The organism is Magnetococcales bacterium (assembly GCA_015232395.1).
Taxonomy (GTDB): domain Bacteria; phylum Pseudomonadota; class Magnetococcia; order Magnetococcales; family JADFZT01; genus JADFZT01.
Genome location: JADFZT010000005.1, coordinates 19,939 through 33,495 on the forward strand (window position 1 = coordinate 19,939; position 13,557 = coordinate 33,495).

Here is a 13,557-nt window from a genome sequence, read left to right on the forward strand (position 1 = left end):
TCCCTCCTTACGGGTCAGGTGGATGATTCAATGGTTTCAGCAGATGCCGTGGAAGCAGCAGATGCCGCACACATCTCCCGCCGGGCTTGCAGTTCATCGATCAATTGCAGGGTGGGAATCCCATTGGATGGTATCAAAGCATCATGCAGCAAAGGGGCTTTGGGGTGCAAAAAATCGTGAAAATGATCGCTATGGGCTTGACGTTCATCCTCAAGGGGCAGCCGCTGAATGAAGGGGACGAACTCTGCCAGTTGGTAGAGATATTCCCGCATGGCCTGGGGATCGTGGCGCATCAGCAGGCCAATGGGTGCGGGGCTCAGCACCACGGTGGGGGTGATGTCGTGGTTGTGGGCGGTGCGGATGATCTCTCTCAGCTTGTTGTGATAGCGACGTATTTCTGAATTTTTGAGTTTTTTTGTGGCGGGTGGGCAGGGATCGATGGAAAACGTATGGTCCCAGTGATAGCTGACATTCCCCCGGGTCAAATCATAATCAAAACGGGTTTCAGGAAATGTGCCGGTCAGATCAGCTGCGATCAGGTTGAGGTTGAAGAGAAAGACATCGGCATTAAAATAATACTTTACAAACAGATCACTCCAGCCAATAGCCGGATTGATCTCCGGAGGCTCCAGGCGAATGAGGTCGTTGTGATCGTGGGCATAGTCGGTGAGGGTGATGTGATCAAAGGAGAGGGGGATCAATATCCGCTCGGGGCGACACCCCCGGGAGAGCAGCCACTCCAGCTTTTTCAGCATGCCGGTGAGGCTTTCGCCGTTGACGCTGAAGTTATAGGCGCGGGTGTTGAACAGGCGATCAAAATAGCGGCTGTCGTAAAGGGCATCCCGGGAGGTGCCAAAGAGAATGGCGTCGAATTCCCCGCAGTGCTCCTTTAAATAATTCAGCTTTAAAAATCGGGTGTTGGGCTCAACGGCAGTGGCAAAACGATGCACCTCCCCCTGGTGCAGCCGGTAGGGATCCATCAGCCAGTTGGTGGTGAGGACTGCGGCGAACAGGAGTGCGATGAGTGCGCTCCACACAACGACATATTTTTTTTCCACCATGGGGCCTATCTCCTCCCTGACGATGAATCGGCAGGGGGCTGGTAAACCAAGCGAAAACCGATGCCGTTATCGTGTTCACCGGCATGGGCGCTGTTGCGGTTGGCGCAGCGCAACCAGCGACCGATCCCTTTCCAGGAGCCCCCCCGGATAACCCGGCTTCCCCCTGCGGATGTTTCATCGCAGTCGTTACAGGGGTTTTTTTGGGTGGCCACCTCCTGGCCATAAAATCCTTCGTCATAGCGATCCCCCAACCACTCCCAGACATTGCCGTGGAGGTCATGGAGCCCAAAGGTGTTGGCTGGAAACGATCCCACCGGTGTGGGGCTTGGGCGTTGGATCTCCTTGGGAGCGTTGTCATAGGGGTGCTGGCCGTTAAAATTGGCCTGGGTTTGGGCGCTGATGGTTTTGCCAAAATGAAAGGGGGTGGTGGAGCCTCCCCGGCAGGCATACTCCCATTGGGCTTCGGAGGGGAGGTGAAAGGTGCCGGGATTTCGTTGGGAGAGCCACTGGGCAAAAGCTTGCGCCCCGTGCCAGCTGACATCGGTCATGGGGCCTCCTTCCTGGCCGCTGATGACACCAAAACGCCCCATGCCGCCGATGATGTGGTGTTGGACGTCGCGTTTTTTGCCCAGGGTGGCAAACCACGGTTTGTCCTTGGGATTTTTTCGTCCTATCAGGTTGAGAAAGAGGATAAATTGGCTGTTGGTCACTTCGTGCTGACCCATCCAGAAGGGATCCAGACAAACCTCGTGCACCGGCTGCTCATCATCTTCCCGGCCTGCTTCGGAGTAGGGGGCGCTACCCATGGCAAAGCAGCCGCCGGGGAGAGAAACGAAGCCCATGCCGGTTGTTGGTTCAATCCAGTTTTTGTCAGCTGACCGGGGGGAGGTGGGGGCTAAAGTGGATGATGTTTTGCGTGGTGCCGACTCCTGGAAATTTGAGGTTGCCAGGGCGCTTGCCGTGAAGGCAGGCAGGAGGCCAAGCCCCCCCCAAAGCAGGATTCCCACGAGTCGCATCACCTGCCGCCTCCTCTGTTGCGGATTATCCATCATGGCTTTTGAAAGACGCATCAGTGGTCATGTCACGGCTCCCCAGGGTATTAAATTTTAGTCAGATGTAGCCAGCCGACCAATGGGAAATTTGAGCACGATCAGGGGCAATTCTTCAAGAGTTGATAGACACTCTTTTTTGATAACCTCCCCGCTGGGTGAGTGGTTTTTGTTCTTGGGGATGGCGGCTCCAGGCTCGGGAGTATCCTGCAAGTGGCGTATATAGCACTTCTATCTCAAAATTGGACACTCTTCCCTGACTCGTCATCCCCGCGAAGGCGGGGATCCAGGGAGTTGATGATTGCCCTCAAGGAAAAACCAAATCTTCAAGAAAGGCCGGTATTTTGCTGAAAGTGATGCAAGATTTGGAAAAGGTTTGCGCCAGACTCCCTGGATTCCCGCATTCGCGAGAATGACGGTAAAAATGCAACGGCATATGTCCAATTCTTGATTTGAATGGCTATATAAGTTTATCCAGGCCGTCTGGCAATCACCACACAGGAGATGAGCATTTTTCGTTTCAGGGCCTGCTCCAGGGTAAAACCGGTCGCGGGAAATTGACGGGTGATTTCGATCTCAAAGCCTGCCCCGGCCACCAGGGAAGTGACCCCTTCCAGATCATGAAGTTGATAGATGTGGTCTGGGGCCGGGCTGTTGACCGGCAGGCCGACAAACAGGCGGCCACCGGGTTTTAGCACCGAGTAGAGATGTCTTAGGGCCTTTTCGGGGTGCTCCAGATGTTCCAAAACTTCGTTGATGGTGAGGGTGTCGAAGGGCTCATCAATGGGGGGAAGGGGCGCTTGGATATCCCGTTCAAGCAGGGGCGGGGGTTGGTCGAGGCCCAGGCTTTTGAGAGCGTTTCGGGTCATGTCGAGACTGGTGGCGCTGATATCCCACCCTTCGGCCTGGTGGCAGCGTGGGTCGGCGGCGGCCAGATGGAGATAAAAACCGTGTCCGGGCCCCACCTCCAGATGGCGAAAAGGGGTGGGTGCCAGAGCCAAAAAATCCCGCTCAAAGCTCAAACGGGAATGGACATGATTGCTGAAGAGCACCCCGGAAAGCAGCAACCCACGCATATAGAGGGTCATCTTTTCCCGGTCGCTGTAGAGATCCTGCTGCACCTGGGCGAAGGAACTCAATCGATAGCGCCCGGTACGACGAAAGTGGAGCTCCTCTTCCAAAAACCGATCGCACATCCAGCGATAGCCCTGGATGAAGGGGGTCAGATCTGGGCCACTCAAGCGCAGGACAGCATCTGCCTGGGAGAGAAGATGGGGCCAATCTCGGGCTTCATAGCGGTCAAACCCCCGCTGCAAAAAAGGGGCGTGCTCGGGCCAGATGGCGAGCAGTTGGGTGAGAATGGTCTCCAGAGATTTGGCTTCCGGGGCCGATAGACGGGATTGCAGTTCAGGGGAGAAGGCCATGGCGCTTTCCTGCCGGGGTGGGCCGTGAAGAGTGAAATGAAGGGGACGGTTCCTGGCTGGAAAGGGTCATGCCGGGTCAGTGCATTGCAGCAGTTCGATCACCCCAAAGCCCGCCACCATGAAAAAGGCCACCAAACGGTGATCGAAGAGGATGGCGGGTTTGGGGGGGGCGAGGGGCAGCAACCGATTGCCAGCGGCTTCCAGTTCAGCCACAGCGGCTTCGATAGAGGCCACCTCATAGCAGGTGTGGTAGATGTGGCTGCGGTTTTTTTTAATGAGAGCATCAATGGGGGAAGGCTCCTCGCCGGGGGAGATGATCTCCACATCCGGCATCACCTCCGAGCGGCCCCAGCTGAGATGGACCTTTTGCAAGGGATCCCAGATCGTCTCCCCGAAACGGTAGCCGAGCCCGGTCAAAAACCGTTGGGCCTCCTCCGGTGTGGGAGTGGCCAGCCCCAGATGGTGAAAGGTTAGCTGGATATCAGCCATGCCTGCTCCTCAATGACGCCTTGGGTGTTGATATGGCAGTTCTATTTAAAAGTTGGACATGCTCTTCTGATTCGTCATCCCCGCGAAGGCGGGGATCCAGAAAGTCCAGCACAAATGTTTCCTGATTTTGCGTTACTTTTAGCCCGCGTCAGGCGTCTTATAAGAATAATAAAGTTTCTTTTGAGTACAAACTTTACCTCCCCTGGATTCCCGCTTTCGCGGGAATGACACCTCAAGGGGGGGACTGATTTTCAGTTGAAATTACAACATCAAAGCACAGTCTCTCGAATTCAGTGGGGCCAGGGTGGATGCTGCGGTCATGGCATCAGCTGGGCGGTTGACTGTCTGCATGTTCTGTTTCCAACAGCCGCCGGGTCATGTGTAGACGCACTTCGGCCCGTTCGGTGAGTTGATGAAAGAGATGGTGGGGACCGGTCGCCTTGGCCACCCGCTCCTGGAGATCTTCTTTCACCTCACCATAAAGATCCAGCAGACGGGCGTCGAATTTTTCCAGGGCGCGTAACAGGGGATCCTTGCGGTGGCGGGCGAGAACCACCTCGGGCGTTTCATTCAGCACGTTGCCAAGGGCGATATGAATGGCGGAAAAGAGGGTCACCAAACCATCGTGGCGCACCATGAGATCGGTATCAAAGGGTTCCTGGGCTCCTCCCCCCCGGCTGAGAATTTCTTCCAGCCAGATTTTTTCCGCGACATATTCACTGGGATCCAAAAACGCTGCCCGGCCATAGGCGTCGATGGTGGAACTCATCAGGTGAATGGGTGAATCCGGATGGCTGGTGAGTACAAAGATCGCATCCCGCAGCACGGCGCCTTGGTGGCTGGGGTCTGTCGGATGGGCTTTTTGTCGCTGGGAGGGGGCGGTGGAGAGTACCTGAATCTGCAAACCCCGCTGCCCAAGCTCACGAGCCAGACGGGCAAACACCCCTTTGCGAAAGAGATCGTTGGAAAAATTGAGGAGGTTTTGCTTGTGCAGCAAACTCACCCGCACCTGGGGATAGAGGGGAGCGCACTGGACGATATTGGCGATATGGCTGACCGGTATTTTTTCCTTGAGCACCCCTTTGCGGTTGGCGGTAATCTCCTGATGAAACTCATCGAAGCTGATTTGCAGCGCCACCGTGGCCGGGGCAAAGTGGGCCGGGCGGCTTTGGATGGCCTGCTGGAGGGCTGCGAAAATCTCCTGGGTGTGGCCGATGGTGTCGGCAAACGCCCCATTCAGCAAAATCGCAAAGGTAGTGATGCGATCCATGGTCCGCACCGCTTTTTCGAATCCAGCCAGCTCTCCCGTCAGATCCCCACCGGTAAAAAGGACATTTTCAGTGAGGGTGTTCACCCAGGTCATCAGGGGGGATGGATCGGGGTGCTCTTTCAGAGGGGGGCGCCAGACAAACATGCAGTGGCGGCACCCTTGGGTGCAGGCCATGGCAGGGATGAGGCCGAGTTTGGCAAAGGGGAGGGGGGGATCGAGGGGGGCGGGCAGGGCATCGATGAGGGTCAGGCGTTCTTGATCCTGGCTGCCCAAAATTTCCCGAAAGATGTTTTTTTGCTCTTTTTGGCTGCGGCGTACCGCAGACTGAAAGGGCTCCTTAAAATAGCCCAGCTCCCGCCAGGCGGTGAGAATTCCCTGGGTGGTTTTTGCTGGATCTCCATCATGGTGGACCAGCCACTGCCGGACCTCCTCGATCCGGGGGTCGGGATCCTCTTGCTGGAGCCAATGTTCCAGATAGCGGCGGACGAACTGGCCGGGGGTGGCGGTTTTGAGCAGGAGGGGGATGAGATAGTGGTGTTCGGGATTGCGGGAAAGCCCGGCGACCTCTTGCCGATAGTTTTCGTGGACGTGGGTGGTGAGCCAGTTCCAGGCAAAGAGATAGCCGAAAAGATGGCTCTCCCCCCCCCGGGAAGCCAGATCCCGGTTGCAGCGATTGACCGCCGCCTTGAATCCCCGCTGTTTGGTGGCGACATACTCTTTTTCCAGAGGCGAGGATGGAGGGCGTTCAGACATGGGCCAATCAATGGACTCGAAGGAATTTCCGATGGTTGATTCATCGGTTGCAGGATCTATTCAATATTCAAGTCAGAGTAGTTCACCTGGGGTAAATTGTAAATATCAGCGGTCGGTATGGTCAAACCAGGCCCAGGAGAGGAGAAACCAGATCCACAACAGCGGCTGCATGATAAGATCGAAGAGGGGATGACAGAGGATCGGGCGCAACCAGCGGTCATGGAGCTGCAACCAGAATCCCTGGTCAGGCGTGGTGTCCCCATTGTCAGAGGGGGCTCCCCAGGGGGGTGTCACATCCAAAAAAAAGAACAGCTGCCAAGCGGAACAGCTGGCATATCGGCTACACCCCCGCCATCTGAAAAAGGCGGTTTTGATCCCGGCCTCTCGATTCAGGCGCTGGATGAGCGCGAAAAAAGGGGCAAGCTTGAGGGGACCGGCACGCTGTTGTTGCCGGTAAAGCCTGGGAGCGGCGTCGAAAAAATCCTGGAACCCGATGGCGTTGGAGGCCATGATCAAGGCGTTGAGAATTTGGCGCCGGGCCAACCCTTCGCTCTCAAAACGCCGGGCTGAGGTGGTGAGGGTGCCGGGGAGGGTGATCCAGTGGCCCTTCTCGCGGATTTTGGCAGCCAGCCGTTGATCTTCCAGAAAGGGCAGGGAGCCATCAAACCCCCCCAGCTCCTGAAACCAGGCTTTTGCAAGCAACAGTCCCTGGTCACCATTGGTGCAGTCCGGGCGGTTCAAGGCGCTTTTCAGCTCATAATAGCGATATCCCCGGGAGCGGCCTTCAGGGGAGCCCTGATGCTGGAATCGAATGGCAAAGTGGCCCGCTATCCGGTGGTGCCCCTGGTGCTTGCGGTTTTGGTCGAGGGTTGCCAGGGCGCGCTTAAGTTGTGACACTTGGGTGAGGGTCGAGTCGGCATGGAGGAAGAGCAGATCCTTGCCTCGGGCTGATTGTGCCGCCCGATTCATCTGGTTTGCGCGCCCGGGGGGGGCTGGCACCCAGATTGCTCTGCCCCTGCGAGCGGCTTCCCGGGTTTGATCCTGTGAGCCGCCATCCGCTACCAAAATCTCCATGGGCGGGGGGGTGTTTTTCAGCTGGGTCGTCTTCTGAAGTAGTTCAGCTGCTTGCCAAAGTTGCTCCAGAAGTTTTGGGAGCGTGCCGGATTCGTTGAGAGTCGGTATGATGACGGAAAGCCTGGGGGGGGCATTTTCTTGGAAGGGGCGCGTCACAATCGCCTCCAACCCGGGATAAGCCCGGTTACCAAATGGATTCTGGAACCCATGAAAAAAATCCTTTTGCTGTTGATCATCCTGCTGCTGCCAGCCCAGGCTCCAGCCGAACCCACGGCTTTGGCTGCCGAACCCATGGGAAAGCTGCTGGTTTTCACTAGCGAGGTTTGTATCTACTGTAAAGCCTTCATGCGTGATGTGGGGTCGGTTTATTCCCGCACCGATGCAGGTCGGGCCCTGCCTCTGACCGAGGTGGATACCTACGATCCTCCGGAAAATTTGGAGGATTTGGCCTGGGAAATGCGTTTTGTACCGACCTTTCTCATCGTTGATCGCAAGGGGGTCGAAATGGCCCGGTTTCGAGGCTATCGGGGTGAGGAATCTTTTTGGGGGGAGCTTGAACGGGTGCTTGTCCAGATGAAAAAAGAGGGGAATTGATTGGCATGTCTATTCTGAAACGTTTCCAGGAAGGGATTGCCAAAGCCAAGGAAAAGACCCGGGAAAAAGCCCTGGAGGGGATTGCCAAAGCCAAGGAAAAAACCTTGGAGGGGGTGGTCAGGACTCGGGAAAAGACCAAGCAGGGATTGGCCAAAACCCGTCAGGGGTTTACCCGGCGCCTGGATGGTTTGATCCCGGGCCGTGAGGTGGATGAAGATCTCATTGAGGATCTGGAAGGGCTTTTGATTACGGCTGATTTTGGGGTGGAGTCCACGGGTCGAATTTTGGCGGAGGCTCAAAAGCGTCTGAAAAAAGAAGCCAAACAGGATGGCGAAACCCTGCGGGAGATGATCCGCCTGACTGTGTTGGATTCCCTGATCTCCTGTCAGACCCCTTGGGAGCTGACCAGCGACAAAAAGCCCCACGTGATTCTGGTTGTCGGCGTCAACGGGGTGGGCAAGACCACCACCATCGGCAAACTGGCCGCTCACCTGAAGAGCGCTGACCAGGATGTGGTGTTGGCTGCGGGAGACACCTTCCGGGCGGCGGCGGTGAATCAGCTGAAAATTTGGGGTGAGCGGGCCGGTTGCCCGGTGATATCCCAGGGGGACAGCGCCGACAGCGCTTCGGTGGTGTTTGATGCCTACGCTTCGGCAGCAGCGCGTGGGGCTGATTTTTTGCTGGCCGATACTGCCGGTCGCCTCCATACCAAGGTCAACCTCATGGAGGAGCTGAAAAAAATCAAGCGGGTGCTCTCCCGCAAGGATGAGACCGCCCCCCACGACATCCTTCTGGTGTTGGACGCCACCACCGGCCAAAATGCGGTCTCCCAGGTACGCCAGTTTCACGAGGCGTTGGGTTTGACCGGTCTGGTGGTCACCAAGCTGGATGGTACGGCCAAGGGGGGAGTGGTGGTCAATATCAGCGAACAGTTCCAACTGCCCATCCGTCATATCGGCGTGGGTGAGGGAATCACCGATCTGAGACCCTTTTCGGCGGAAGAATTTGTAGAGGCGCTCTTCGATGCAGGTTAGGGGTATTTTGGTGGAAGATTTTGGGGGGGTGCTTTTCGATGCGGGTTAAAAAATATTTGGTGGGTTTTGTCGCCTTCGTGGTTTCGGTGGTGGCGGGCTTTCTGTTTGCCGCCATGGCCTGGCCTGGGGAACGGGGGGATGCCGAAGCCTTTGGCAAGCTCTTCGCGCGCCTGGAAGGGAGCGGCTCGATTCGTTCGGTACTTAACCGCAACAACTGGCCCGATAACGATTTTTTGGCCTCCTACCTGGAATATGAACTTCTCTATCACCCCAGCACCAAGACCAAACTCAAAGACCTGCAATCCTTTCTCCGGCGTTGGCCCAACCATCCCCAGGTGGTTCGGGTAGAGGATTTTGTCGATCAGCTGATCACCACCCAAGGGAGCGATGCCGAAGCCCTCGCCTGGTACGACCGCTCCCCCCCCTCTGACAGAAATGGCCGCCTGCGCTATCTGAAACTCCTGCTCATGACCAAACGCGAGGCTGAGGCCACGGTTCTCTGGCGGGAGCTCTATCGGGAGGGGGTGGGCTTTTCCAAGGAGTTGGACCGGCAGCTCAACAATATCTGGAAAAAATTGACCCAGACGGATCGAGAGGTCCGGGCCAGGGTTTTTCTCAGGAGAGGCAAGGATAAGCTCTTTGATGCCCAGATTTACGGTTTTTCCAAGGATCGCAAAACCTTTTTTCGTGCCTTGAGGGAAGCCCGGGAGGCCCGCAAAAAATTCAATGCCCTGGTCAAAAAACTTCCCAAAAAAATGGCCCGGGATCCGGAACTCTGGAAAGCCCGGATCAGCGGTCTGCGCAAAAACGGCTATCGGCAAAAGGCCGCACGCCTGCTCATGGGCCGGGAAGGCAAGCGCCTGACAGAGGAAGCCCGCCAAAAGCTGCGCTACTATCTGGGTCGGGATTTGATCTACCTGGATGAGGACTATGATCGGGCTTTTGAGCTGCTGGATGCCAATGTCCGGGAAAAGGGGGGCAAGTTGCAGGACTCCCTGTGGCTCGCCGCCTGGAGTGCCTATCAGGGGGGGAAGCGTTGGGAGGCCCAGGAGCGTTTTATCCGGCTCGCCCTGGAAGCCAGCGCCACCCGCCGCCGCAGTCAGGGGGCCTATTGGGCCGCCAGAACCTTCACCACCCGTAAGCGGAACAGCAAGGAAAATAGTGCTGATCGGGCGGTCTGGCTCAAATATGCCACCAAATTTCCCGAAACCTTCTATGGTCTTTTGGCCCAGGAGGAGCTTTATGGTGAGCTGAAACCCCTCGTGGAGGCTCCCAGGCAGTGCCGTTCTTTTGACGATAACCGGGAGATCATGGGGCGACTTGCCAGGTTTGAGCTGTTGGAGCGGGCCGGGCGGGGATTTTATAAGGGCATGGAGCTGGATCAACTGGCCCAAGAGTTCAACCTGACCGCCATGGATCGCCTCTGCCTGGCTCTGGACTATGACACTCCCCACATAGCGACCCAGGCTGCCCGGGATAGCGGACAAAAAAATGGCTACCACTGGCGGGGAATGTATCCCAAACCCCCGTGGAATCCAGCTGTCGGTTGGAATCTGGAACCCAACCTGGTGCTGGCCATGGGGCGTCAGGAGAGCCTCTTTTTTCACCGGGCGCTCTCCCGGGCCGGCGCCATGGGGGTGCTGCAACTGATGCCCGCCACTGCCCGGGAAGAGGCGGAAAAAATTAAAATGCCCGAAGCCACACGCTTCCGCCTACAGCTCCCCCCTTACAATCTTTCCCTGGGGCAGTCCTACCTCAAGCGTATGTTGAGATACAATAAGGGGGATCTGGTGCAGGCATTTGTCTCCTACAATGCCGGCCCCGGTCGGGCCAAACGTTGGCGACCCCGGCGTGAACGGGAAGAGACCATCACCTATATTGAAAATATTCCCATCACCGAAACCCGTCTCTACGTCAAAAAGGTGATCCACGGCTTTGCGGTCTATGAACTCCTGGATAAAGGTCAAGCCTCCCTCGATGTGGCGTTGCGTAAAGCGGGTGAGGGGAATATCAACTACCACCTGCAATGAGCCAATCTGATCTCCCCTGGGGATCAGACGGGTTTTTCGGTTTTGGTTCAGCTGGAGGATAAAGCCGAATCGCTCCAGAGGGGCAGGCCGGTCTGTTCATCAAACCCCCGCTCCAGGGGTTTGCCGCCATATTTTTGCACGATCACCTCACAGGCAAAGACAATGGTGCCCGGCATCAGATGTCCGCCGAAAGCCAGGCCGGCATGATCCCCCAGGGTGAGGTGGGCATGGACGAAGGGCTCTCCGTCCTTGATGGAGACGTTGCCGGTGAGGTTTAAGATTTCCAACCTTTGTTCCCGCTCCACAAAGCGATAGCTCCGGTCGCTCTGGTCATAATATCCCAGCCGGGCTTTTTTTACCGCACCGATGGCTTCCACCCGCCCCAGCTTGATTTTGTTTACCCGGCAGATCCGATTCAGCTCTTCCTGTAGATCCACTCCGTAGGGGAGGCGGCCCATGTAGGTTTTTTCAGGGGTTACGCTCAGCATCTGGTATTCTCCAGGAAGGGTGTTTTTTCCAGTGGTGCAGATTTTTTCAGAATTTTAAAGAAAATCATCCGTTCGTGCTTAACTTTTTTTTTGAATTTGTTATTGTAAATTCATATGGGAAAACATGAAAAAATTTTGTGGCGGATCCTGTCAGGGGTCGCAGACTCAAATATTCCCTTTGCAGCTTTGCGTCAGCTTTTGCTCCATATGGGGTTCGAAGAACGTATTCGGGGTGATCACCACATTTTTTCCCGGAAAGAAGTAACTGAAATTTTGAATCTTCAACCCAGATCCGGTAAAGCCAAGCCTTATCAAGTCAAGCAGGTCCGTCAACTGTTCCTCAAGTATCGTTTGGGAAATCTCCTCTATGAATAAATATGAGATCATTATCTACTGGAGCGAAGAGGATGAATCCTTTATCGCCGAAGTACCTGAACTTCCCGGTTGCATGGCGGATGGGTCAACCCATCAGGAAGCACTTGCCCATGTAGAGGTTATCATTCGGGAGTGGATCGACACGGCACGGGAGTTGGGTCGAGCTATTCCAAAACCCAAAGGTCGTTTAATGTTTGCGTGAAGAAAATGTTCGGGGCAGTTTGCGGGGGGGGAGCGGCTATCTCCAGCTGAGGCAGCCATTATTTTTTATTGAAAAGCTCTTCTCCCCCGTTGAACCGGCAGGTTAGATCATCCGGCAGAGGGTCAAAAAAAGCCGAGGTCACTTCAAACTCTCCCTTGGCCAAGCCGATGGGGCGTTTTCCTTTGGGGAGGTGGGGCAGGGGGTGTACCTCGGCGATGGGTTGGCCGTGCTTGGTGAGCAGGATGATCTCCCCAGGGGGTAATTGTTTCAGATGGCTGGAAAGATGGGTTTTGAATTCGGAAAGTGTCAGGCGAATCATGGCGTTATTTTACCTGCAAGAAAAGTCGACAAACCCAAAATAACCGATATTTCAGTGAGATGGTCAGAAAAACAGCGATCCATTCCATCAGGTCAAAATTTCAGCCCCCTCTCCTCTATTTCGATCCATCCAAACAGCCCAAAATTTCCCTGGCAGCCTTTCCCGGATCAGGGGCATCCAGCACCCCACGAATGAGCGCTACGCCGTCAGCTCCTGTTGCGGGCACTTGGGCGGCATTTTCCGGGGTGATTCCTCCCAGAGCCAACACCGGGCCGGGGATTTGGGTTCTCAATTGGGTAAATTCGGTGATGCCCAGGGGAGTGGCATGGGGGTGGGAGTGGGTGGGAAAGAGGGGGGAGAGGGTGACATAATCAGCCCCTTCCACCAAAGCGTGGCAAGCCCCTTCCAGATCGTGACAGGAGCGGCCTACAATTTTTTCTTTTCCCAGTAATTTCCGGGCAATATGGGTAGGTAGCCCCGATTCCGGCAGATGCACTCCCTCAGCCTCCACCGCCAGAGCCACATCAACACGGTCGTGGATCAACAGCTGCGCCCCCTGCTGACGGGTCAAGCGCCGAAGCGCTTCAGCCAGGGTCAACAGGGGAGCGCCGGTGAGCCCCTTTTCTCTCAATAAAATATGCCGACCCCCCCCCCGAATGGCTGAAGTAATCCCTGCTGTCAGATCGGGGCACACGTCGCGATCGGTGATCAGAAGGAGTCGAATGGGGGAGATCATGGCATGCCGATCCATTTGTGCATCTGCATTGAGAGCCTCAGCCTACCACCACTTTTCATCACCATCCCAACGCAGCGAGCCACAGCGGTGGGATCGATTTTATTGCCCTTGGCCCGGGGTTGCAGCCAGACGTTGGCGTGGGATTCCTGGCGTTGGTGAATCTCCCGTAAAATTTTTTTTGAAGGGGTCGCCCCCACCACATATTTGATCTCATGGGCAGCCTGATAGATCTCTTCGGGTGGGGAGTGGTTTTTTTTGGGGGAGAGGGTGATCCAGTCGAGGTTTTGTGGCAAAACACCCCCGATACCGCTGGTCTCCATGGCGACCCACCAACCGGCTTGCTTGAAAAAATCCACCAGCTGCTCCAAATGGGCCAAGGCCAGGGGTTCTCCACCGGTGAGGAGGAGATTTTTGTGGCCGGGGCGCAATTTTTTGATCTGGGCGAAAATTTTTTCAGCACCCATGTGTTTTAAGCTTTTGGGGTCTCGATGCAGGGGTTCATCACACCAGGTACAGGTGAGGGGGCAGCCCCAGGCTCTGACAAAGGCCATGGGGCGACCACTCCAGGTGCCTTCTCCCTGAAGAGAGGAAAAAATATCGCAGATGGGGTAACGGGTGGCTTTTTGTGGGGTCATGGGGGGGAAGTTTAACCCAAGGCT

At 56.0% G+C, this 13,557-nt stretch carries 14 protein-coding genes; 4 read left to right on the forward strand and 10 right to left on the reverse strand.

The features are described from left to right. Window positions 1-14 precede the first annotated feature (14 nt). The 6 genes from HQL52_02605 to HQL52_02630 form a co-directional block, all read right to left on the reverse strand. On the reverse strand, window positions 15-1,061 hold the full coding sequence (locus HQL52_02605; protein ID MBF0368324.1) for a hypothetical protein: 1,047 nt from the start codon (window positions 1,059-1,061) through the stop codon (window positions 15-17). Between the two features lie 5 nt (window positions 1,062-1,066). Beyond that, window positions 1,067-2,080: a formylglycine-generating enzyme family protein gene (locus HQL52_02610; protein ID MBF0368325.1), complete on the reverse strand. Its 1,014-nt coding sequence runs from the start codon at window positions 2,078-2,080 to the stop codon at window positions 1,067-1,069. Between the two features lie 500 nt (window positions 2,081-2,580). Next, on the reverse strand, window positions 2,581-3,534 hold the full coding sequence (locus tag HQL52_02615; protein ID MBF0368326.1) for a class I SAM-dependent methyltransferase: 954 nt from the start codon (window positions 3,532-3,534) through the stop codon (window positions 2,581-2,583). A 66-nt stretch (window positions 3,535-3,600) separates the two neighbouring features. Then, complete coding sequence (locus HQL52_02620; protein ID MBF0368327.1) at window positions 3,601-4,023, reverse strand: VOC family protein; 423 nt, start codon at window positions 4,021-4,023, stop codon at window positions 3,601-3,603. A gap of 325 nt (window positions 4,024-4,348) precedes the next feature. Continuing rightward, window positions 4,349-6,046 carry a hypothetical protein gene (locus HQL52_02625; protein ID MBF0368328.1) on the reverse strand — a complete coding sequence of 566 codons (1,698 nt, stop codon included), beginning with the start codon at window positions 6,044-6,046 and terminating at the stop codon, window positions 4,349-4,351. Window positions 6,047-6,151: 105 nt separating this feature from the next. After that, a complete protein-coding gene (locus tag HQL52_02630; GenBank protein ID MBF0368329.1) occupies window positions 6,152-7,279 on the reverse strand; it encodes a glycosyltransferase in 1,128 nt (375 codons plus the stop codon). A gap of 48 nt (window positions 7,280-7,327) precedes the next feature. Here HQL52_02630 and HQL52_02635 point away from each other — a divergent pair, with 48 nt between their 5' ends. Genes HQL52_02635 through HQL52_02645 form a run of 3 tightly spaced genes read left to right on the forward strand, consistent with a single transcriptional unit; the run spans window position 7,328 to window position 10,778 of the window. Further along, the gene (locus HQL52_02635; protein MBF0368330.1) at window positions 7,328-7,714 is read left to right on the forward strand and encodes a thioredoxin family protein; all 387 of its coding nucleotides are present in this window, start codon (window positions 7,328-7,330) and stop codon (window positions 7,712-7,714) included. Between the two features lie 5 nt (window positions 7,715-7,719). Further along, window positions 7,720-8,748, forward strand: coding sequence for a signal recognition particle-docking protein FtsY (gene ftsY / locus HQL52_02640; GenBank protein ID MBF0368331.1), 1,029 nt, complete (start codon window positions 7,720-7,722; stop codon window positions 8,746-8,748). A gap of 38 nt (window positions 8,749-8,786) precedes the next feature. Then, window positions 8,787-10,778, forward strand: coding sequence for a lytic transglycosylase domain-containing protein (locus HQL52_02645; protein MBF0368332.1), 1,992 nt, complete (start codon window positions 8,787-8,789; stop codon window positions 10,776-10,778). A gap of 47 nt (window positions 10,779-10,825) precedes the next feature. On the opposite strand, the gene HQL52_02650 is transcribed toward HQL52_02645, so the two are convergent. Continuing rightward, window positions 10,826-11,266 carry a DNA-binding protein gene (locus HQL52_02650; protein MBF0368333.1) on the reverse strand — a complete coding sequence of 147 codons (441 nt, stop codon included), beginning with the start codon at window positions 11,264-11,266 and terminating at the stop codon, window positions 10,826-10,828. A gap of 367 nt (window positions 11,267-11,633) precedes the next feature. Between HQL52_02650 and HQL52_02655 the strand changes: the two genes are divergently transcribed. Beyond that, window positions 11,634-11,843 (forward strand): type II toxin-antitoxin system HicB family antitoxin, encoded by a 210-nt coding sequence (locus tag HQL52_02655; GenBank protein MBF0368334.1) that lies wholly within the window; start codon window positions 11,634-11,636, stop codon window positions 11,841-11,843. 58 nt (window positions 11,844-11,901) lie between these two features. Here HQL52_02655 and HQL52_02660 read toward each other — a convergent pair whose 3' ends face one another. The 3 genes from HQL52_02660 to HQL52_02670 form a co-directional block, all read right to left on the reverse strand. Continuing rightward, window positions 11,902-12,162, reverse strand: a complete 261-nt coding sequence (locus HQL52_02660) for a type II toxin-antitoxin system Phd/YefM family antitoxin (GenBank protein MBF0368335.1) — start codon at window positions 12,160-12,162, stop codon at window positions 11,902-11,904. Between the two features lie 115 nt (window positions 12,163-12,277). Further along, the gene (thiE, locus tag HQL52_02665; protein MBF0368336.1) at window positions 12,278-12,898 is read right to left on the reverse strand and encodes a thiamine phosphate synthase; all 621 of its coding nucleotides are present in this window, start codon (window positions 12,896-12,898) and stop codon (window positions 12,278-12,280) included. Then, on the reverse strand, window positions 12,895-13,533 hold the full coding sequence (locus HQL52_02670) for a 7-carboxy-7-deazaguanine synthase QueE (protein MBF0368337.1): 639 nt from the start codon (window positions 13,531-13,533) through the stop codon (window positions 12,895-12,897). Before HQL52_02670 ends, thiE begins: the two co-directional genes overlap by 4 nt. Window positions 13,534-13,557 lie beyond the last annotated feature (24 nt).

Bases quoted from the DNA above. Each gene is read 5' to 3' on its own strand.
- HQL52_02655 (MBF0368334.1), top strand. From the start codon at position 11,634: ATGAATAAATATGAGATCATTATCTACTGGAGCGAAGAGGATGAATCC.
- HQL52_02635 (MBF0368330.1), top strand. From the start codon at position 7,328: ATGAAAAAAATCCTTTTGCTGTTGATCATCCTGCTGCTGCCAGCCCAG.
- HQL52_02605 (MBF0368324.1), bottom strand. From the start codon at position 1,061: ATGGTGGAAAAAAAATATGTCGTTGTGTGGAGCGCACTCATCGCACTC.
- ftsY (MBF0368331.1), top strand. From the start codon at position 7,720: ATGTCTATTCTGAAACGTTTCCAGGAAGGGATTGCCAAAGCCAAGGAA.
- HQL52_02660 (MBF0368335.1), bottom strand. From the start codon at position 12,162: ATGATTCGCCTGACACTTTCCGAATTCAAAACCCATCTTTCCAGCCAT.
- HQL52_02645 (MBF0368332.1), top strand. From the start codon at position 8,787: ATGCGGGTTAAAAAATATTTGGTGGGTTTTGTCGCCTTCGTGGTTTCG.
- HQL52_02670 (MBF0368337.1), bottom strand. From the start codon at position 13,533: ATGACCCCACAAAAAGCCACCCGTTACCCCATCTGCGATATTTTTTCC.
- HQL52_02615 (MBF0368326.1), bottom strand. From the start codon at position 3,534: ATGGCCTTCTCCCCTGAACTGCAATCCCGTCTATCGGCCCCGGAAGCC.
- HQL52_02650 (MBF0368333.1), bottom strand. From the start codon at position 11,266: ATGCTGAGCGTAACCCCTGAAAAAACCTACATGGGCCGCCTCCCCTAC.
- thiE (MBF0368336.1), bottom strand. From the start codon at position 12,898: ATGATCTCCCCCATTCGACTCCTTCTGATCACCGATCGCGACGTGTGC.
- HQL52_02625 (MBF0368328.1), bottom strand. From the start codon at position 6,046: ATGTCTGAACGCCCTCCATCCTCGCCTCTGGAAAAAGAGTATGTCGCC.
- HQL52_02620 (MBF0368327.1), bottom strand. From the start codon at position 4,023: ATGGCTGATATCCAGCTAACCTTTCACCATCTGGGGCTGGCCACTCCC.